An 18,324-nucleotide genomic window follows, 5' to 3' on the forward strand; every position below is an offset into this window, starting at 1 on the left:
ACCGGAATCAACCGCCCCTGGGCGCCATCCGGTCAAACTAGGATGCTAATGCCGCAGGAAGCCGCCATGTCGACGAATCACCACACCTCCCGTCTTTTCGCCATCGCACTCATCGCCCTGTTGCTGGGTGCCGGCGGCTTCGGCTATTGGCGCTCCCTCCAGGACCGCCTTCCCGAAGGCCTGAGCATGGGCAACGGGCGCCTGGAATCCACCGAAGTGCAGATCGCCGCCAAGATCCCCGGGCGCCTGGCCGAGGTGCGCGTGGACGAAGGCGACAAGGTGCTCAAAGGCCAACTGCTCGCACGCATGGACACCCGCACCCTCGAGGCCCAACGCGCCCAGGCCGAGGCCGAAGTGCTGCGCGCCAAGGAAAACTTCGCCGCCGCCGAGGCCAATGTGCAACTGCGCCAAAGCGAGCAGTTGCTGGCCAACCAGGAACTCAAGCGTACCCAGGAGCTGTACAAGCGCGGCTTCGCCAGCAGCCAACTGATCGACCAGCAGCAAGCCCGGCAGAACACCGGCAACGCGGCGGTGATCGCCGCGCAAGCCCAGGTCAACTCGGTGAAGGCCGCCATCGGTGCGGCCCAGGCCCAAGTCGCCCAGCTCAACAGCGAGATCGACGACAGCAGCCTGCGCGCGCCCATCGACGGGATCATCCAACTGCGCCTGGCCGAGCCCGGCGAAGTGCTTGGCGCGGGCGGACGTGTGCTGCTGTTGATCGATCCGAATGACCAGTACATGAACCTCTACCTGCCCGCCTCCGTCACCGGTCGCCTGACCGTCGGCAGCGACGCGCGCATCCTGCTCGATGCCCTGCCCCAGCAACCGCTGCCGGCCAAGATCAGCTTTGTCGCCGCCAAATCCCAGTTCACGCCCAAAGAAGTGGAAACCCGCGACGAGCGCCAGAAACTGGTGTTCCGCGTCAAACTGCGCCTGACCCAACCCGACGCCGTGCCCCAAGCCAAACCGGGCATGCCCGGCGCCGGTTACGTGCGCACGGCAGACATCGCCTGGCCGGCCAACCTGCAATGACCGGCCTGGCGCTGCACGCCAGCGGGATCAGCCATCGCTACGGCAAACAACAGGCTTTGCTCGACATCGCCTTCAGCCTGCCCGCCGGAACGCGCTGCGGCTTGATCGGCCCGGACGGCGCAGGCAAGTCGAGCCTGCTGGGGTTGATCGCCGGGGTCAAAAAGCTCCAGGCAGGCCAACTGGAGGTGCTTGGCGGCTCGATCCAGGACCGGCGCCACCGCAACAGCCTCTACCCGCGCATCGCCTTCATGCCCCAAGGGCTGGGCGGCAACCTGTACCCCGAGCTGTCGATCAGCGAAAACATCCGTTTCTTCGCCACGCTGTTCGGCCTGTCCAGAGCCGACTGCGACCAGCGCATGCACAACCTGCTGCTGGCCACCGACCTCGCACGCTTCGCCGAACGCCCGGCGGGCAAGCTGTCCGGCGGGATGAAGCAGAAGCTCGGCCTGTGCTGCGCGCTGATCCACGACCCGGACCTGCTGATCCTCGACGAACCCACCACCGGCGTCGATCCGCTGTCGCGCCGACGCTTCTGGGAGCTGGTAGAAACCGTACGCAGCGAGCGCCCGCAGCTGACGTTGCTGGTGGCGACGGCCTACATGGAAGAAGCCGAACAATTCGAACATTGCCTGATGCTCGATCGCGGCAAACTGATCGCCGACGGCCTGAGCAGCGAACTGGCCGCCGCCACACCCAGTGGCAAACTGGATGAGGCCTTCACCCACTTCCAGGGCGACAGCGCCCACGACAACCAACCGCTGCTGATCCCACCCCGGGAAAGCGCCAACACCGACATCGCCATCGAAGCCCACGACTTGACCCTGCGTTTCGGTGATTTCACCGCAGTGAACAAGGTCAGCTTCGCCATCGGCCGTGGCGAGATTTTCGGCTTCCTCGGTTCCAACGGTTGCGGCAAGACCACCACCATGAAGGTGCTGACCGGGCTGATGCCGGCCACCGAAGGCAGCGCGAAGTTGCTGGGCAACCCGGTGAATGCCAAGGACCTGGCCACCCGCAAGCGCGTGGGGTTCATGTCGCAGAGTTTCTCGCTGTATGGCGAACTCAGCGTGCGCCAGAACCTGGTACTGCACGCGCAGTTGTTCGACCTGAACCCGGCCGAGAGCGGGCCGCGGATCGACGAGTTGATCCAGCGTTTCGACCTCGGTGATGTCGCCGAGCAACCCTCCGGCGAATTGCCCCTGGGCCTGCGCCAGCGCCTGTCATTGGCGGTGGCGGTGCTGCATCGCCCGGAAGTGCTGATCCTCGACGAGCCGACCTCGGGCGTCGATCCGGCGGCGCGGGATGACTTCTGGCGGCTGCTGATCGAGTTGTCCCGCGAACAGGGCGTGACCATCTTTCTGTCCACCCACTTTATGAACGAAGCCCAGCGCTGCGACCGCATTTCCTTGATGCACGCGGGTAAGGTGCTGGCCTGCGACACGCCGCACGCGCTGCAACAGCAGTTCCACGGCGACACCCTCGAAGCCGCCTTCGTCACCTGCCTGGAACAGGCCCAGGGCGAACCCGAACCGACTGCGCCCACCGCCACGGTCAGCGAAACCGCGGCGCCGCCGGTGAGCAAGCGCGGTTTCAGCCTGGCGCGCCTGTTGGCCGTGGCCAGCCGCGAAGGCAAGGAACTGCTGCGCGACAAGGTGCGCATGGCCTTCGCCCTGCTCGGCGCGATGTTCATGATGGTGATCTTCGGCTACGGCATTTCCCTGGATGTGGAAAACCTCGCCTTCGCCGTCTATGACCAAGACCAGACCCCGCAGAGTCGCGCCTACCTGGAGGCGTTCCGCAGCTCGCGGTACTTCGAGGAGCAGCCGGCGATTCAGGATTCGGGCGAACTGCACCGACGCCTGCAACGCTCGGAAATCAAACTGGCCCTGGAGATCCCCCCCGGTTTTGGCCGCGACCTCTACGCCGGTCGCCAACCCACCGTGGCCGCCTGGCTCGACGGCGGCATGCCGTTTCGTGCGGAAACCAGCCGCAACTATGTAGAAGCCGTGCACCAGGCCAACCTCCAGCAACTGGGCGAACTGAGCAGCCGGCCACAAAACACCTCGGCAGCGGCCAAACTGGAAACGCGCTTTCGCTATAACCAGGACGTGGTCAGCGTAAACGCCATCGGCCCCGGCGTAATGGCGCTGATCCTGGCGTTTATTCCGGCGATGCTCACCGCCCTCGGCATCGTGCGTGAAAAGGAGCTGGGCTCGATCACCAACTTCTACGCCACGCCGCTCACACGCCTGGAGTTCCTGCTGGGCAAACAGGCGCCGTACCTGGCCGTCAGCCTGATCAACCTGGCGCTGCTGGTGGCGATGAACCGCTGGCTGTTCGGCGTGCCATTCAAGGGCAGCGGCCTGACGTTGGCGTTCGGCGGCCTGCTGTATGTGCTGGCCACCACCGGCATGGGCCTGCTGATTTCCGCGTTCACCCGCACCCAGATCGCCGCGATCCTCGGCACCATGATCATCACCAGCCTGCCGACCATCCAGTTTTCCGGGCTGATCGTGCCGCGTTCGTCCCTGGAAGGCGCCGCCGCGCTGATGGGCATGCTGTTTCCGGCGGGGCACTTCCTCGACATTGCGGTAGGCACCTTTACCAAGGCCCTGGACCTGCGCCAGCTGTGGCCGCAGTGCCTGGCGCTGTTCGGGTTTTTCGTCGGGTTCACCGGGTTGAGCCTGATCATGCTCAAGAAGCAGGAGGCCTGATGCACAAGTTCGCGCACATCCTGCGCCTGGGTCTGAAGGAACTCACCAGCCTGCGCCACGACAGCGTCTTGCTGCTGTTCCTGTTCTACGCCTTCACCGTAGCCATCTATATGCCCGCCGCCGGTTCGGTGATTGGCGTACACAACGCCAGTGTGGCGTTTGTCGATGAAGACCACAGCACGCTCTCGCGGCAGATGGCCGAAGCGCTGCAGCCACCCGAGTTTCAAGCGCCTGTGCCATTAGCCTATGACCAGTTGGACAAGGTCATGGACAGCGGCGCGTATACCTTCGTCATCAATGTGCCGGCGAATTTCCAGGCCGACCTGCTGGCCGGTCGCCAACCCGACGTGCAGGTGAATGTGGACGCCACGGCAATGAGCCAGGCGTTTATGGGCGCAGGCTACATCGGGCGGATTTTCCAGCGTGAGCTGCTGGCCTATAGCGGGCAGACCGCCGCCGCGAGCAACACGCCGGCCCTGCTGACCACCCGCGCGCTGTTCAACACCAACCTGGAAGGCGGCTGGTTTCTGGCGGTGATCCAGATCGTCAACAACATCACCATCCTCGCCGTCGTGCTCACCGGCACTGCGCTGCTGCGGGAACGCGAGCACGGCACCCTCGACCATTTGCTGGTGCTGCCACTGACCGCGCTGGAAATCATGCTGGCAAAAATCTGGAGCAACATGCTGGTGGTGGTGTTGTGCACCTGGGTGTCGCTGGAGGTGGTGGTCAAGGGTTTGCTCGGCGTACCGCTGGCGGGGTCGCTGGGGTTGTTCCTGTTTGTCACGGCGCTGTATCTGTTTGCCAGCACCGCACTGGGGATCTTTCTCGCCACACTGGCCCGTTCGACGCCGCAATTTGGCTTGCTGGCGATTCCGGTGATTATCCCGATGCTGTTGTTGTCCGGCGGCAGTACGCCGTTGGACAGCATGCCCGAGTGGTTGCAGTGGGTGATGCAGGCGTCGCCCTCGACGCATTTTGTGAGCCTGAGCGCGGCGATTCTGTTTCGGGATGCGGGGGTGGCTGTGGTGTGGCCGGATTTGCTGGCGCTGGCGGGGATCGGGTTGGTGTTTTTTGCGGTGGCGTTGGGGCGGTTCAGGAAGAGTTTGGCGTCCTGAGGTGACTGTCAGGGCCTCTTCGCGAGCAAGCCCGCTCCCACATCCGACCGCATTCTCATGTTGAAACGCGGTCAACTGTGGGAGCGGGCTTGCTCGCGAATGGCGCGAAGCGCCCGGGTTACTGAATGATCAGGTTGTTGAACAACAGATCTTCCACCACTGGCTTGCCCGTCTCATCGTTCATCACTTGCTGAGTCTGCTTCAACGCTTCCTGGCGCAGTTTCTCTTTGCCTTCGACGGTGCTCATGGTCTCGTTGGTCTGCTGGGTGAACAGCGCCACCAGTTGGTTACGGATCAACGCATCGTTGGCTTTGACCGCCGCGGCCGCCTCGGTGCCGGTCACGCGCAGGGCGATGTCGGCCTTGTACACCTTCAGCTTGGCGGTGCCGTCCAGGCCATAGTTGCCGACGAACGGTGGCGTCAGGCTGATATAGCTGACTTTCGGCGCCTCGCCTTCTTTCGCTTCCTGGGCCTGGGCTGCCATCGGCAAGGTCAGGGCCAGCATCAACAGGATCCACGCTTTCACAGTTCATTCCTCACATTCGGTTGCGCGCTAGCATAACGCTAGCAACGCTCAGCACAAGCTTATGGCGACGTATCAGGCACGAGCATGCTCGTTGACCCCCAGACGCACCCTTCTACACTTATCGGCCACGACGCCCAAAGGAATAGTCCGATGAAAGCTGTGCTGTGCAAAGCCTTCGGCCCTGCCGAAACCCTGGTGCTGGAAGATGTCGCAAGCCCAGCGATCAAGAACAACGAGATCCTGCTGGACGTGCATGCTGCCGGGGTCAACTTCCCGGACACCTTGATCATCGAGGGCAAGTACCAGTTCAAGCCGCCCTTTCCGTTCTCGCCGGGTGGCGAAGCGGCAGGTGTGGTCAGTGAAGTCGGCGAGAAGGTCAACCACCTGAAGGTCGGCGACCGGGTCATGGCCCTGACCGGCTGGGGCAGCTTTGCCGAGCAGGTCGCGGTGCCGGGCTACAACGTGCTGCCGATCCCGCCGAGCATGGACTTCAACACCGCCGCCGCCTTCAGCATGACCTACGGCACCTCGATGCACGCGCTCAAACAGCGCGGTCACCTGCAACCCGGGGAAACCCTGCTGGTACTCGGCGCCTCCGGTGGCGTGGGCCTGGCGGCGGTGGAAATCGGCAAGGCCATGGGCGCCCGTGTGATCGCGGCGGCCAGCAGCGCCGACAAACTCGCGGTGGCAAAAGCCGCCGGTGCCGATGAGTTGATCAACTACAGCGAAACCAGCCTGAAGGATGAGATCAAGCGCCTCACCGACGGCAACGGCGCGGATGTGATCTACGACCCGGTGGGTGGCGACCTGTTTGACCAGGCCATCCGCAGCATCGCCTGGAACGGCCGCTTGCTGGTGGTGGGGTTTGCCAGCGGGCGCATCCCGGAGCTGCCGGTGAACCTGGCGCTGCTCAAGGGCGCGGCGGTGGTCGGGGTGTTCTGGGGCTCGTTCGCCCAGCGCCAGCCGCAAGACAATGCCGCGAATTTCCAGCAGCTGTTCACTTGGTATGGCGAGGGCAAGTTGAAGCCGTTGGTGTCGCAGGTGTATCCGCTGGAACAGGCGGCACAGGCGATCAATGACCTGGGGCAGCGTCGGGCTGTCGGGAAAGTCGTCGTCCAAACCCGCTAACCCACTTGAAATGCAGTTGAATGTGGGAGCGGGCTTGCTCCCACATTTGGATCTCCAGTGTCCTGCGAGACCCCATCCCGACCCACACTTATCCATTCGCGACATGTTCGTAAGAGAACATCCACTGACGCTCATTTCCTGTGTTTGCAGATAAGAGGCGATGCTATTTTCGGTAACGAAACTGTAACATTCGCATCCGCAGTCAAAACAAGAAATTTGGAGCTCTTGAATGTTTGCTTTCTTTCGTCCTGCCGCACACCAGGCGCCCCTGCCTGAAGAAAAAATAGACAGCACCTACCGACGCCTGCGCTGGCAGATCTTCGCCGGTATTTTCTTTGGTTACGCCGGCTACTACCTGCTGCGTAAAAACTTCTCCCTGGCCATGCCGTACTTGATCGACGAGGGTTACACCCGCGGCGAACTGGGCCTGGCGATGTCTGCCATCGCGATTGCCTACGGCCTGTCCAAGTTCCTCATGGGCCTGGTGTCCGACCGCTCCAACCCGCGTTACTTCCTGCCCTTCGGCCTGCTGGTTTCAGCGGGTGTGATGTTCATTTTCGGTTTCGCACCTTGGGCGACGTCCAGCGTGACCATGATGTTCATTTTGCTGTTCATCAACGGCTGGGCCCAGGGCATGGGCTGGCCGCCAAGTGGCCGGACCATGGTGCACTGGTGGTCGCAGAAGGAGCGCGGCGGCGTGGTTTCCGTGTGGAACGTGGCGCATAACGTCGGCGGCGGCCTGATCGGCCCGCTGTTCCTGCTTGGCATGGCCTGGTTCAACGACTGGCACGCGGCGTTCTACGTACCGGCCACCGTGGCCCTGCTGGTGGCGGCGTTTGCCTTCATCACCATGCGCGATACCCCGCAATCGGTCGGCCTGCCGCCAATCGAGAAGTACAAGAACGACTACCCGGAAGGCTACGACGCCAGCCACGAAGACGAATTCAGCGCCAAGGAAATCTTCGTCAAGTACGTGCTGCGCAACAAAATGCTCTGGTACATCGCCTTCGCCAACGTGTTCGTCTACCTGCTGCGCTACGGCGTGCTGGACTGGGCGCCGACGTACCTCAAGGAAGCCAAGCATTTCACCGTCGACAAGTCGTCGTGGGCGTACTTCTTCTACGAGTGGGCCGGTATTCCGGGCACGCTGCTGTGCGGCTGGATGTCGGACAAGATCTTCCGTGGCAACCGTGGCCTGACCGGCATCGTGTTCATGGCGCTGGTGACGGTGGCGACCCTGGTTTACTGGCTCAACCCGCCGGGCAACCCGATGATCGACATGATCGCGCTGTTCTCCATCGGCTTCCTGATCTACGGCCCGGTGATGCTGATCGGCCTGCAGGCGCTGGAACTGGCACCGAAGAAAGCTGCCGGTACAGCGGCGGGTTTCACCGGCCTGTTCGGTTACCTGGGCGGTTCGGTGGCGGCGAGCGCGGCCATGGGCTACACCGTGGACCACTTCGGCTGGGACGGTGGTTTCGTGCTGCTGATCGGCGCGTGCGTGTTGGCGATTGCGTTCCTGATCCCCACGCTGTGGCACACCAACAGCGTCAGTTCGGCGCGTTAACCGCCTGAACACCCCTTCGCACAACGCTTGAGCCGCGCCTCCAGGTTTTTATCTGGCATGGCGTGGCTACGCAGGGCGTGGACGGTCTGCTCGACATAATCGCGCGTAGTGCCGTAACGCCCGCAAGCGCTTTCCAACACGTGGTTCAGGATGGCGTCGGGAAGATTGCCCGCGTAGCTGGGCAAGTGCCGCTCCAACACAAACCCCAAAGCCTGCACCCGACTGCCATCTTCAAGACGGCAACTGAGCCAGTGTGGCCGATACGAGGGGTAAGGCATTTCGCGGCACCACAGCGCGTAGAGCGAGGCTTCCAGCTGGTCTTCCGGCAAGCGGTAGGCAAACCCGCTGCATGAGCCGCCACGATCCAGGCCAAAGACCAACCCCGGCAATTCCGGTGTCCCCCGGTGTTCGTGGGACCACAGGTACAGGCCACGGTGATAACCGTGGACCCGCGCCCGCACGCGTTGGGTGGATGAGCATTCAGGACGCCAGATCAACGAGCCGTAAGCGAACAGCCAGACCGGCCCACCCTTGTGCCGGCCCATGGTCGCCTGCATCGAACTCATCAACTGCTCGTGAGTGAGTTGCGGCCCCAGATCGAGCCGCGGAGGGTAAGCCAATTGCATAAGATCGGATTCAATAACGGTCATGGCAGATCGCTTAGGTCTCCTGTGTGTTACCAGTTGTAAGCAACTTTACCGTAATAAAACGCGCCGCTGTAACCGTACGGCGAAAATGTGCTGTAGGCCAGGTTGCCGCCGCTGCTGGCGAATGCATTGACCTTTTCCGGGTATTTATCGGTGACGTTGTCGCCGCCCAGGGTGAAGGTCCAGTTCTGCAACTTGTAGTCCGCCGACAGGTCCAGCACCCACGCCGCCTTGAAGGTCTGGTCGTTGACCTTGTCCGCCTGATAGCTGGTGAACTCACCATAGCGCACCAGGTTGCTGTGCAACGCCCAATTGCCGAAGGTGAAGTCGTTGCCCAGGCTCAGCTTGTGCTCTGGCGTGGTATCGCCGAGCAGGCCGCTTTTCTCGCGGCGGTCGACCCGCACCAGGTTGGCCCCCAGGCTGTCGAGGATCGCCGGGTTGGCCTTCACGTCCGTGACCTTGGTGTGGTTGTAGTTGTAGCCGACGGTGCTGTTCCAGCGGATGCCGTTGTCGAACTGGTAGCGATAGTTGGCCACCAGGTCGACGCCGTCGGTGCTGGTGTCGGTGGCATTGGTGAAGTAGCGCGCCGTGGTGTAGTTGATGTTGCCGACGCCGTTGGCTTGCAGGTAGGCCTGGGTCGCGGGGCTCAGGTTGAGGTTGGACGATAGGCTGATGCGGTCGCGAATATCGATGCGGTACACATCCAGCGTCACGGTCAGGTCATCGGCGGGCTCCAGTACCAGGCCGAGGCTGTAGTTGCGCGATTTCTCGGCCTTCAGGTCCTCTGCGCCAAGCAGGCGGGCAACCTGGCTGGAGGCCGGGAACGTGCCGGCCTCGCGGATTTCACTGCCGATCAGTTGGGACGAGGTAAACGCAAAGTTCTGCTGGGCCAGGGACGGTGCGCGGAAACCGTTGGAAATACTGCCGCGCAAGGCCACCTGCGGGGTGAAATCGTAGCGCGCCGACAGCGAGCCGCTGACATTGGAGCCGAAGTCGCTGTAATCCTCATGCCGCACGGCGGCCGAGGCGCTGAGTTTTTCGGTGAAGTTGGTTTCCAGGTCCAGGTACTGGGCCCAGTTGTGGCGTGAGCTGCTGCCGGCGTCAGCCTCACGGAAGCCGCCGAGGCCCGAACTGCCGCTCTGGTAGTAGGATGCCGGCTCGCCCGCTTCGATTTCATAGCCCTGGCGCAGGTATTCACCGCCAAACGCGACGGACACCGGATACGGCAGCAAGCCCACGTCGAACTCACGGGACAGGTCCAGGCTGACTTGCTTCTGGTCGTTGCTCAGGGTGCCGTTGTCGAACTTGCGCGGCGTGGCCAGGCCCAGGGAGGTGTTGATGGTTTCGGTGCTGAGCTCGTATTGGTTCTTGCCGTAGTTGGCCGACAGGTCGTAATGCCAGTCGTAGGCCAGCAAGCCGCGCAGGCCCACCACCAGCGAGGTGTCTTCCAGGCTGCCCTTGATCAGCGGCAGGTAGCCATTGGGGTTGAGCGCCGCGATGTTGTTGGACGCATTGCTTGCACGGTAGAACGCCGCCGTCTCGCCACGCCGCTTGCTGTAACCGCCAAAGCTGTAGAACTCGGCCGCATCGTTGAAGGAATATTCGGAGTTGAACGCCAGCTTGCCTTCATTGGTCGCCGGTTCGCCCTGGCGGAACACGCGCTGGCCGTAGGTGGTGGAGCCAATGCTGGCAGTGCGGTAATCCTTGCCGGCACGGTTGGTGTAATCGTTGTCGGCGCCTTCGCCGGAGAGGCTGATAAAGCCGTTGTCGCCCAAGGCCAGGCCGGTGTTGCCGCTGATATTGCGCTGGATGCCGTCGCCCTTCTTGTACTGGCCGAACTTGCTGGAGATCGAGCCGCCATGGTCGGCATGCTTGAGGATTACGTTGATCACCCCGGCAATCGCGTCCGAACCGTAGCGCGCGGACGCGCCGTCGCGCAGCACTTCGATATGGTCCACCGCCGACAGCGGGATCGCGTTCAGGTCCGCTGGGGCCGAGCCACGCCCCACCGCCCCGCCGAGGTTGACGAAGGCACTGGTGTGGCGGCGCTTGCCGTTGACCAGCACCAACACTTGGTCCGGCGACAACCCGCGCAGTTGCGCAGGGCGTACCAGTTCGGCGCCATCCACCAGGCTTGGGCGTGGAAAGTTGATCGACGGAATCAGCCGCGCCAACACTGCGCCCAGCTCATCGGAACCGGTGCTGCGCAGGGTGTCGCCGGAAATCACATCCACCGGCGACAGCGAGGCACTGGCAGTGCGCTCCTGGGCGCGGGTGCCGGTGACGATCACGGTGTCGAGCTTAGGCACATCGGTGGCGGACGTTTCGGCCGCAAAGACAGGATTGAAGCCTGCGGCGGTCAGCAAATTGGCTGACAAAATCGCCGAGTACAGCGCGTGTTTCTTGTAGCTCCCCATACCGCTCCCCTTGGAATCATCTATCAGAACGTCATGCTCTGAATGCGTACGATCGATCCGGCTGGCGGGCGGTGGCGGTCAGTTGTTGGTGTTTGGCAGAACGTCGGTAGTCCGTTGTCTTATATCTTAATAAGACTTTTCCTACATTTAAAAGACCTTAAATGCATAAGCATAGGCGGTCATACTTTCAGCCCACGTTCAGGCCAGGTCGGGCGCTAGCCGTCAAACTACAGGGATTAAGCGACCCCACTAGCCGCCCATCCAAACGACTACCGAGGTCGGATCATGAAACAGCTTTTCCTCGGCTTGCTGCTTCTGGCACAAGCCACCGCCGCCCTGGCCAACGAAACCGCTGCGCCAGACGACAAGGGCTTCTGGTACGCGCAGACCAGCATCTACACCCGGCATTTCTCACCGGACCCCAAGCACAACAACAACCAGGACCTGATCGGCCTGGAGCGCAATGACGCATCTGGTTGGGTATATGGCGGGGCGACATTTCGCAACTCGTTCAGCCAGCGCTCGTACTACGCCTATGCGGGCAAGCGCTATGACATGAGCGACTATCCGGTGTACCTCAAGCTGACCGGCGGGGTGATCCAAGGCTATCGCGGCGAATACCGCGACAAGATTCCGTTGAACCGTTTCGGCGTGGCGCCGGTGATCATTCCGTCAGTGGGCACCCATTACGGGCCGGTGGCGGCGGAACTGGTGTTGCTGGGGTTCAATGCGGCGATGGTGACAACCGGCGTACGCTTCTGACCCTGACACGACACAACCCAATGTGGGACCGGGCTTGTGTGGGAGCGGGCTTGCTCGCGAAAGCGGTGGATCAGTCAAAACACCTTTGGCTGACACACCGCTTTCGCGAGCAAGCCCGCTCCCACATTTTGATCGGTGTAGGCCAGTTATTTATGGACGGGGAGCGTAGGCAAACACGTCGGCGCGCATCTGGTGCGCGTCCATCCCGGCTTCGACCAGGGCATCCAATGTGCCGTATATCATCGCCGGCGAACCACTGGCATACACGTGCACGGCCTTGAGGTCGGCGATGTCCTCACACACTGCTTCATGCAACAACCCGCAACGCCCGTCCCAGCCGCACAGGTCGCTGACAACTTTGTGCAGGAACAGGTTGGGCAGTTGCAGCCACTGGTCCCAGTGCTCGATGGCGTAGAAATCTTCCGGGCGACGTACGCCCCAATACAGATGCACCGGGTGCTTGAAGCCCGAGGCGCGGCAGTGTTCGATCAAGCTGTGCATCTGTGCCATGCCGGTGCCGGCGGCGATCAGCACCAGCGGCCCGTCCGGCAGTTCGGCCAAGTGGGTGTCGCCAAATGGCAGCTCGACGCGCGCCATCTGGTTGCGCTGCAACTGCGCCAGCAAGCTGCGGGCGCTGTCTTCACGGGCCAGCACGTGCAGCTCCAAGTCACGCCCGGCGTGGGGCGCCGAGGCCAGGGAGAACGCCGACTTGTCGCCATTGTCCCGCTCGATCATCAGGTATTGCCCGGCGTGGTAACGCACCGCCTTGCCGGCCGGTGCACGCAGGCGCACGCGCCACACGTCGCCGCCGACGTCCACGCACTCACTCAACTGGCACGACAACTTGCGCAACGGCAACTCTCCCGGCGCCAGCACGCCATCCCACAACACAATGCAATCTTCCAGCGGCTCGGCGATACAAGTGTAGAACTCACCGTGGTCGCGCACCTCACCGGCTTGCTGCACCCGGCCTTCCACCAGCAACGCCGCGCATATGTGGCACACGCCGTTGCGACAGGCCTGGGGGCACTCGTAGCCCAGGCGACGGGCGCCTTCGAGGATTCGCTCGCCAGGGACCAACTCCAGCACGGCGCCGGACGGTTGCAGGGTTACACGCATCAATCTATTCCCAATTCTTTCCACATTGCATCGACACGGGCTGTGACAGCTTCGTCCTTGACGATCACCCGGCCCCACTCGCGCGTGGTTTCACCCGGCCATTTGTGGGTGGCGTCCAGGCCCATCTTCGAGCCCAGGCCCGACACCGGCGAAGCGAAGTCGAGGTAGTCGATCGGCGTGTTGTCGATCATCACCGTGTCGCGCTTGGGGTCCATGCGCGTGGTGATGGCCCAGATCACGTCGTTCCAGTCGCGGGCGTTGATGTCGTCGTCGGTGACGATAACGAACTTGGTGTACATGAACTGTCGCAAAAACGACCACACACCGAGCATTACCCGCTTGGCGTGGCCTGGGTACGACTTCTTCATGGTCACGATGGCCATGCGGTACGAACAGCCTTCCGGCGGCAGGTAGAAGTCGGTGATTTCCGGGAATTGCTTTTGCAGGATCGGCACGAACACTTCGTTGAGCGCCACGCCCAGAATGGCCGGCTCATCCGGCGGCCGGCCAGTGTAGGTGCTGTGGTAGATCGGCTTGATCCGGTGGGTGATGCGCTCGACGGTGAACACCGGGAAGCTGTCGACTTCGTTGTAGTAGCCAGTGTGATCGCCGTACGGGCCTTCGTCGGCCATTTCCCCCGGGTGGATCACGCCTTCGAGGATGATTTCGGCGGTGGCCGGCACTTGCAGGTCGTTGCCACGGCACTTCACCAGCTCGGTGCGGTTACCGCGCAGCAGGCCGGCGAAGGCGTATTCGGACAGACTGTCAGGCACCGGCGTCACGGCGCCAAGGATGGTGGCCGGGTCGGCGCCCAGGGCCACGGAGACCGGAAATGGCTGGCCTGGGTGTTTTTCGCACCATTCACGGTAATCCAGCGCGCCGCCACGGTGGCTCAGCCAACGCATGATCACCTTGTTGCGGCCGATCACTTGTTGGCGGTAGATGCCGAGGTTCTGGCGGTCCTTGTTCGGGCCTTTGGTGACGGTCAGGCCCCAGGTGATCAGCGGGCCGACGTCGCCGGGCCAGCAGGTCTGCACCGGCAGCATGGCGAGGTCGACGTCATCGCCTTCGATGACCACTTCCTGGCACACCGCGTCCTTGACCACCTTGGGGGCCATGGCAATGATCTTGCGGAAGATCGGCAGCTTCGACCAGGCGTCCTTCAACCCCTTGGGCGGCTCAGGCTCCTTGAGGAAAGCCAGCAGCTTGCCGATTTCGCGCAGCTCGCTGACCGACTCGGCGCCCATGCCAAACGCCACGCGCTCGGGGGTGCCAAACAGGTTGCCGAGCACCGGAATGTCAAAGCCGGTCGGGTTTTCGAAGAGCAGCGCCGGGCCCTTGTTGCGCAGGGTACGGTCGCAAATCTCAGTCATTTCCAGCACCGGGGAAACCGGTATCTGGATACGTTTCAACTCTCCGCGCTGCTCAAGCTGCTGCACGAAATCCCGAAGATCCTTGAATTTCATTAACCATGCCACCCGTAAAATAGGCGTACATCCTACCTGCTCCGAGGGGCATTTGGCTGCCGGAGCACTTAAAAAGCGGGCGCAAAAAAAATGGCGCCCCTGGGGGCGCCATTCTTTCGGACCGCAAGCGTCGTATTACTTACGCTTCATCGACAAGAAGAACTCGTCGTTGGTCTTGGTGGTCTTCAGCTTGTCGACCAGGAACTCGATGGCAGCAACTTCATCCATCGGGTGCAGCAGCTTGCGCAGGATCCACATGCGCTGCAGTTCGTCGTCGGCAGTCAGCAACTCTTCACGACGGGTGCCGGAACGGTTGATGTTGATGGCCGGGAATACGCGTTTTTCCGCGATGCGACGGTCCAGGGGCAGTTCCATGTTGCCGGTACCCTTGAACTCTTCGTAGATCACTTCGTCCATCTTCGAACCGGTTTCAACCAGTGCGGTGGCGATAATGGTCAGCGAGCCGCCTTCTTCGATGTTGCGCGCGGCGCCGAAGAAACGCTTCGGTTTCTCCAGGGCGTGGGCGTCGACACCACCGGTCAATACCTTGCCGGAGCTCGGGATCACGGTGTTGTAGGCACGGGCCAGACGGGTGATGGAGTCAAGCAGGATCACCACGTCCTTCTTGTGTTCGACCAGGCGCTTGGCCTTCTCGATCACCATTTCGGCAACCTGCACATGGCGGGTTGGCGGCTCATCGAACGTCGAGGCAACCACTTCGCCGCGCACGGTGCGCTGCATTTCGGTCACTTCTTCCGGACGCTCATCGATCAGCAGCACGATCAGGTGAACTTCAGGGTTGTTACGCGCGATGTTCGCTGCAATGTTCTGCAGCATGATGGTCTTACCGGCTTTCGGCGGTGCGACGATCAGACCACGCTGGCCTTTGCCGATCGGGGCGCACAGGTCGATCACACGCCCGGTCAAGTCTTCGGTGGAACCGTTGCCGGCTTCCATCTTCATGCGCACAGTCGGGAACAGCGGGGTCAGGTTCTCGAAGAGAATCTTGTTTTTCGCGTTCTCAGGACGATCGAAGTTGATCGTGTCGACCTTGAGCAGGGCGAAATAACGCTCGCCTTCCTTTGGAGGGCGGATCTTGCCAACGATGGTGTCACCGGTGCGCAAGTTGAAGCGACGGATCTGGCTCGGCGAGACGTAAATGTCGTCTGGGCCGGCAAGATAGGAGGCGTCTGCAGAGCGGAGGAAGCCGAAGCCGTCCTGGAGAATCTCCAGCACGCCATCACCGGAGATTTCCTCGCCGCTTTTCGCGTGCTTTTTCAGCAGGGAGAAAATCACGTCCTGCTTGCGCGAACGGGCCATATTTTCTATGCCCATTTCTTCGGCCAGCTGGAGCAGGTCGGTAATCGGCTTTTGCTTGAGTTCAGTCAGATTCATATAGGAATGACGTAATCATTTATGGAGGGGGGAAATTAAGCTTTTGGCTTAATGAGGCCGCGCCGCAGAGAAGGCGACAGGATCGCGTACTAATCGAAAAGGAGTGCGTCGGCGACGGCATGCAGGGGGCAGTGGAGAAACCAGTGCGGGGCCGAATGTACCACCTGAGTTTCGGAGCGTCTAGCCCTGTTTCACGAAAAAGCCCCGCAATTTGCGGGGCCTTTCTGACGACGTTTAGATGTTCGCGTCGAGGAAAGCTTGCAACTGGGACTTCGACAGCGCGCCCACTTTAGTGGCTTCGACGTTACCGTTCTTGAACAGCATCAGCGTCGGGATACCACGCACGCCGTGCTTGGCCGGGGTTTCCTGGTTGTCGTCGATGTTCAGCTTGGCAATGGTCAATTTGCCTTCGTAGGTGGTTGCAATGTCGTCCAGAACAGGAGCGATCATTTTGCAAGGGCCGCACCATTCAGCCCAGTAGTCAACCAGCACCGGGCCTTGAGCCTTGAGTACTTCGGCCTCAAAGGTCGCGTCGGTGACGTGCTTGATAAGATCGTTGCTCATGGATGTCTCCGGATTGTAAGCAAAAAAAACGTGGCCCATCATAGCTGCCCTTCCCCCGTTCAGGAAGCCGCCTCTGATTGAGTCTTGCTATGGTGGTGCATGAGTTTGGGTATAAGCCCAACTCAAGGCGCTACGGGAGTCACAAAGGCAATGCCGGTGCGCAGCGCCGCATTGCGCACGTGTTCCTGCATGGTTTTCTGCGCCGCCGCACTGGCGCGCCGGGCCAGGGCGCGCAGGATCTTGCGGTGTTCCTGCCAGGTTTCCATGGCCCGCTCCGGCCGGATGAACGGTAGTTTCTGACTTTCCAGGAACACCTCGGCGCTGGCGCTCAGGATGCTCACCATCGCCTGATTGCCACTGGCCAGCAGGATGCGCTGGTGGAATTCGAAGTCCAGCCGTGCCGCCGCTTCAAAGTCACCGGCCTTGAGCACCTTGCGCATCGCCTCGACGTTATCGTCCAGGCTGTCCAGCTCATCGATGGTCAACGTCACCGCCGCCAGACCCGCCGCAAAGCCTTCAAGGGCATAGCGCAACTGGAAAATATCCAACGGCGTGGCCTGCGCCGCAAACGGCCAGGCAAATCCCGGCGCCTCGTCGACTGCTTGCACAAACACACCTTTGCCCGGCTGCACGCTGACCACGCCCAAGGCGCTCAAAGACGACAGCGCCTCGCGCAACGACGCCCGGCTCACCCCCAACTGCAGCGCCAGGTCGCGCTGGGACGGCAATGCATCGCCCGGCCCGAAGCCTTGCTCCTTGATCAGTTTGCGGATGGCCTGCAGGGCCGCTTCCGGTACGGCTTGGGCGATGGAATTCATAAAAAACTCAAGGTTCCAGTCAACTGAGCGGCTAGTTGTAAAGCTATTCGCGGCCGGCGGCAAGCCACGCCCCAAAGGGGCTCGCGCGGTTTTAACGGCGCTCGAAAAGGGTGCGAAAAGCCCCGCCACTGTTCAGACCAGTAAGACCAGCGCAGCGCAGCAAAACCCTGCCTTGCAGACGATCCCGCGCAGGCTGGCATGGGCTGTGCAATCACCCCATCAGCCCAATCCAGAAACCCCCTTCGCCCTTCTCGGAGAGTTGCCATGACCAAGCGCTACAGCGCCCTGCTCACTGCCCTGTTTGCCAGTCTGATGCTGAGCCAGGCACCCGCCCAGGCCAACGGTCTGGACGACATCGTCGCCCGTGGCACCCTCAAGGTCGCCGTGCCCCAGGACTTCCCGCCCTTCGGCTCGGTCGGCCCGGATATGAAACCGCGCGGCCTGGACATCGACACCGCCAAGCTGCTGGCCGACCAGCTCAAGGTCAAGCTGGAGCTGACCCCGGTCAACAGCACCAACCGCATTCCGTTCCTGACCACCGGCAAGGTCGACCTGGTGATCTCCAGCCTGGGCAAGAACCCCGAGCGGGAAAAGGTCATCGACTTCTCCAAGGCCTACGCGCCGTTCTACCTGGCCGTATTCGGCCCGCCTGACGCGGCGATCACTGGCCTCGACGACCTCAAGGGCAAGACCATCAGCGTGACCCGTGGCGCCATCGAAGACATCGAGCTGACCGCCGTTGCGCCCAAGGAAGCCACGATCAAGCGCTTCGAAGACAACAATTCGACCATCGCCGCCTACCTGGCCGGCCAGGTCGACCTGATCGCCAGCGGCAACGTGGTGATGGTCGCGATCAGCGAGCGCAGCCCCAAACGCGTGCCGGCGCTGAAGGTGAAGCTCAAGGATTCGCCGGTGTACGTGGGCGTGAACAAGAACGAGCCGGCGCTGCTGGAAAAGGTCAACCAGATCCTGGTGTCCGCCAAGGCCGATGGCAGCCTGGAAAAGAACGCCCTGCAATGGCTGAAAGAGCCTTTGCCGGCCGATCTTTGAA

At 62.0% G+C, this 18,324-nt stretch carries 15 protein-coding genes; 7 read left to right on the forward strand and 8 right to left on the reverse strand.

Translation table 11 applies throughout. From position 1 onward, the window contains the following. The first annotated feature begins 66 nt into the window (after positions 1–66). Genes IB241_RS08080 through IB241_RS08090 form a run of 3 tightly spaced genes read left to right on the forward strand, consistent with a single transcriptional unit; the run spans position 67 to position 4,864 of the window. Positions 67–1,032 (forward strand): HlyD family secretion protein, encoded by a 966-nt coding sequence (locus IB241_RS08080; RefSeq protein ID WP_192297926.1) that lies wholly within the window; start codon positions 67–69, stop codon positions 1,030–1,032. After that, positions 1,029–3,746 carry a ribosome-associated ATPase/putative transporter RbbA gene (gene rbbA / locus IB241_RS08085; RefSeq protein ID WP_192297927.1) on the forward strand — a complete coding sequence of 906 codons (2,718 nt, stop codon included), beginning with the start codon at positions 1,029–1,031 and terminating at the stop codon, positions 3,744–3,746. Before IB241_RS08080 ends, rbbA begins: the two co-directional genes overlap by 4 nt. Next, positions 3,746–4,864, forward strand: coding sequence for an ABC transporter permease (locus IB241_RS08090; protein WP_192297928.1), 1,119 nt, complete (start codon positions 3,746–3,748; stop codon positions 4,862–4,864). Before rbbA ends, IB241_RS08090 begins: the two co-directional genes overlap by 1 nt. 118 nt (positions 4,865–4,982) lie before the next feature. Here IB241_RS08090 and IB241_RS08095 read toward each other — a convergent pair whose 3' ends face one another. Continuing rightward, on the reverse strand, positions 4,983–5,390 hold the full coding sequence (locus IB241_RS08095; protein ID WP_192297929.1) for a flagellar basal body-associated protein FliL: 408 nt from the start codon (positions 5,388–5,390) through the stop codon (positions 4,983–4,985). A 150-nt stretch (positions 5,391–5,540) separates the two neighbouring features. On the opposite strand from IB241_RS08095, the gene IB241_RS08100 reads away from it, so the two are divergent. Further along, positions 5,541–6,518, forward strand: coding sequence for an NADPH:quinone oxidoreductase family protein (locus tag IB241_RS08100; protein ID WP_192297930.1), 978 nt, complete (start codon positions 5,541–5,543; stop codon positions 6,516–6,518). A 229-nt stretch (positions 6,519–6,747) separates the two neighbouring features. Next, positions 6,748–8,085, forward strand: a complete 1,338-nt coding sequence (gene glpT, locus IB241_RS08105) for a glycerol-3-phosphate transporter (protein WP_192297931.1) — start codon at positions 6,748–6,750, stop codon at positions 8,083–8,085. Here the strand turns inward: glpT and IB241_RS08110 are convergent. Both IB241_RS08110 and IB241_RS08115 read right to left on the reverse strand, forming a co-directional pair. Further along, entirely contained in the window at positions 8,082–8,735 is a 654-nt protein-coding gene (locus IB241_RS08110) for a gamma-glutamylcyclotransferase (RefSeq protein ID WP_192297932.1), read from the reverse strand. The two genes, glpT and IB241_RS08110, sit on opposite strands and share 4 nt — an antisense overlap. 26 nt (positions 8,736–8,761) lie before the next feature. Then, on the reverse strand, positions 8,762–11,149 hold the full coding sequence (locus IB241_RS08115) for a TonB-dependent receptor plug domain-containing protein (protein ID WP_192297933.1): 2,388 nt from the start codon (positions 11,147–11,149) through the stop codon (positions 8,762–8,764). 285 nt (positions 11,150–11,434) lie between these two features. Here IB241_RS08115 and IB241_RS08120 point away from each other — a divergent pair, with 285 nt between their 5' ends. After that, entirely contained in the window at positions 11,435–11,911 is a 477-nt protein-coding gene (locus IB241_RS08120; protein ID WP_192297934.1) for a sn-glycerol-3-phosphate transporter, read from the forward strand. A gap of 150 nt (positions 11,912–12,061) precedes the next feature. Here IB241_RS08120 and IB241_RS08125 read toward each other — a convergent pair whose 3' ends face one another. From IB241_RS08125 to IB241_RS08145, 5 genes are all read right to left on the reverse strand, one after another. Further along, positions 12,062–13,030 carry a CDP-6-deoxy-delta-3,4-glucoseen reductase gene (locus IB241_RS08125; protein ID WP_192297935.1) on the reverse strand — a complete coding sequence of 323 codons (969 nt, stop codon included), beginning with the start codon at positions 13,028–13,030 and terminating at the stop codon, positions 12,062–12,064. Beyond that, positions 13,030–14,496 carry a 4-hydroxy-3-polyprenylbenzoate decarboxylase gene (ubiD, locus tag IB241_RS08130; RefSeq protein WP_192297936.1) on the reverse strand — a complete coding sequence of 489 codons (1,467 nt, stop codon included), beginning with the start codon at positions 14,494–14,496 and terminating at the stop codon, positions 13,030–13,032. The genes IB241_RS08125 and ubiD overlap by 1 nt, the downstream gene beginning before the upstream one ends. A gap of 135 nt (positions 14,497–14,631) precedes the next feature. Continuing rightward, entirely contained in the window at positions 14,632–15,891 is a 1,260-nt protein-coding gene (gene rho, locus IB241_RS08135) for a transcription termination factor Rho (RefSeq protein ID WP_016973082.1), read from the reverse strand. A 234-nt stretch (positions 15,892–16,125) separates the two neighbouring features. Continuing rightward, positions 16,126–16,455 (reverse strand): thioredoxin TrxA, encoded by a 330-nt coding sequence (trxA, locus tag IB241_RS08140; RefSeq protein WP_003213989.1) that lies wholly within the window; start codon positions 16,453–16,455, stop codon positions 16,126–16,128. A 122-nt stretch (positions 16,456–16,577) separates the two neighbouring features. Continuing rightward, complete coding sequence (locus IB241_RS08145; RefSeq protein ID WP_192297937.1) at positions 16,578–17,273, reverse strand: FadR/GntR family transcriptional regulator; 696 nt, start codon at positions 17,271–17,273, stop codon at positions 16,578–16,580. Between the two features lie 264 nt (positions 17,274–17,537). On the opposite strand from IB241_RS08145, the gene IB241_RS08150 reads away from it, so the two are divergent. After that, entirely contained in the window at positions 17,538–18,323 is a 786-nt protein-coding gene (locus IB241_RS08150; RefSeq protein WP_192297938.1) for a transporter substrate-binding domain-containing protein, read from the forward strand. The last annotated feature ends 1 nt before the right edge of the window (position 18,324 follow it).

Source organism: Pseudomonas sp. PDM05 (assembly GCF_014851685.1).
GTDB lineage: Bacteria > Pseudomonadota > Gammaproteobacteria > Pseudomonadales > Pseudomonadaceae > Aquipseudomonas.

Bases quoted from the DNA above. Each gene is read 5' to 3' on its own strand.
- IB241_RS08080 (WP_192297926.1), top strand. From the start codon at position 67: ATGTCGACGAATCACCACACCTCCCGTCTTTTCGCCATCGCACTCATC.
- rbbA (WP_192297927.1), top strand. From the start codon at position 1,029: ATGACCGGCCTGGCGCTGCACGCCAGCGGGATCAGCCATCGCTACGGC.
- IB241_RS08090 (WP_192297928.1), top strand. From the start codon at position 3,746: ATGCACAAGTTCGCGCACATCCTGCGCCTGGGTCTGAAGGAACTCACC.
- IB241_RS08100 (WP_192297930.1), top strand. From the start codon at position 5,541: ATGAAAGCTGTGCTGTGCAAAGCCTTCGGCCCTGCCGAAACCCTGGTG.
- glpT (WP_192297931.1), top strand. From the start codon at position 6,748: ATGTTTGCTTTCTTTCGTCCTGCCGCACACCAGGCGCCCCTGCCTGAA.
- IB241_RS08110 (WP_192297932.1), bottom strand. From the start codon at position 8,735: ATGACCGTTATTGAATCCGATCTTATGCAATTGGCTTACCCTCCGCGG.
- IB241_RS08115 (WP_192297933.1), bottom strand. From the start codon at position 11,149: ATGGGGAGCTACAAGAAACACGCGCTGTACTCGGCGATTTTGTCAGCC.
- IB241_RS08120 (WP_192297934.1), top strand. From the start codon at position 11,435: ATGAAACAGCTTTTCCTCGGCTTGCTGCTTCTGGCACAAGCCACCGCC.
- IB241_RS08125 (WP_192297935.1), bottom strand. From the start codon at position 13,030: ATGCGTGTAACCCTGCAACCGTCCGGCGCCGTGCTGGAGTTGGTCCCT.
- ubiD (WP_192297936.1), bottom strand. From the start codon at position 14,496: ATGAAATTCAAGGATCTTCGGGATTTCGTGCAGCAGCTTGAGCAGCGC.
- rho (WP_016973082.1), bottom strand. From the start codon at position 15,891: ATGAATCTGACTGAACTCAAGCAAAAGCCGATTACCGACCTGCTCCAG.
- trxA (WP_003213989.1), bottom strand. From the start codon at position 16,455: ATGAGCAACGATCTTATCAAGCACGTCACCGACGCGACCTTTGAGGCC.
- IB241_RS08145 (WP_192297937.1), bottom strand. From the start codon at position 17,273: ATGAATTCCATCGCCCAAGCCGTACCGGAAGCGGCCCTGCAGGCCATC.
- IB241_RS08150 (WP_192297938.1), top strand. From the start codon at position 17,538: ATGACCAAGCGCTACAGCGCCCTGCTCACTGCCCTGTTTGCCAGTCTG.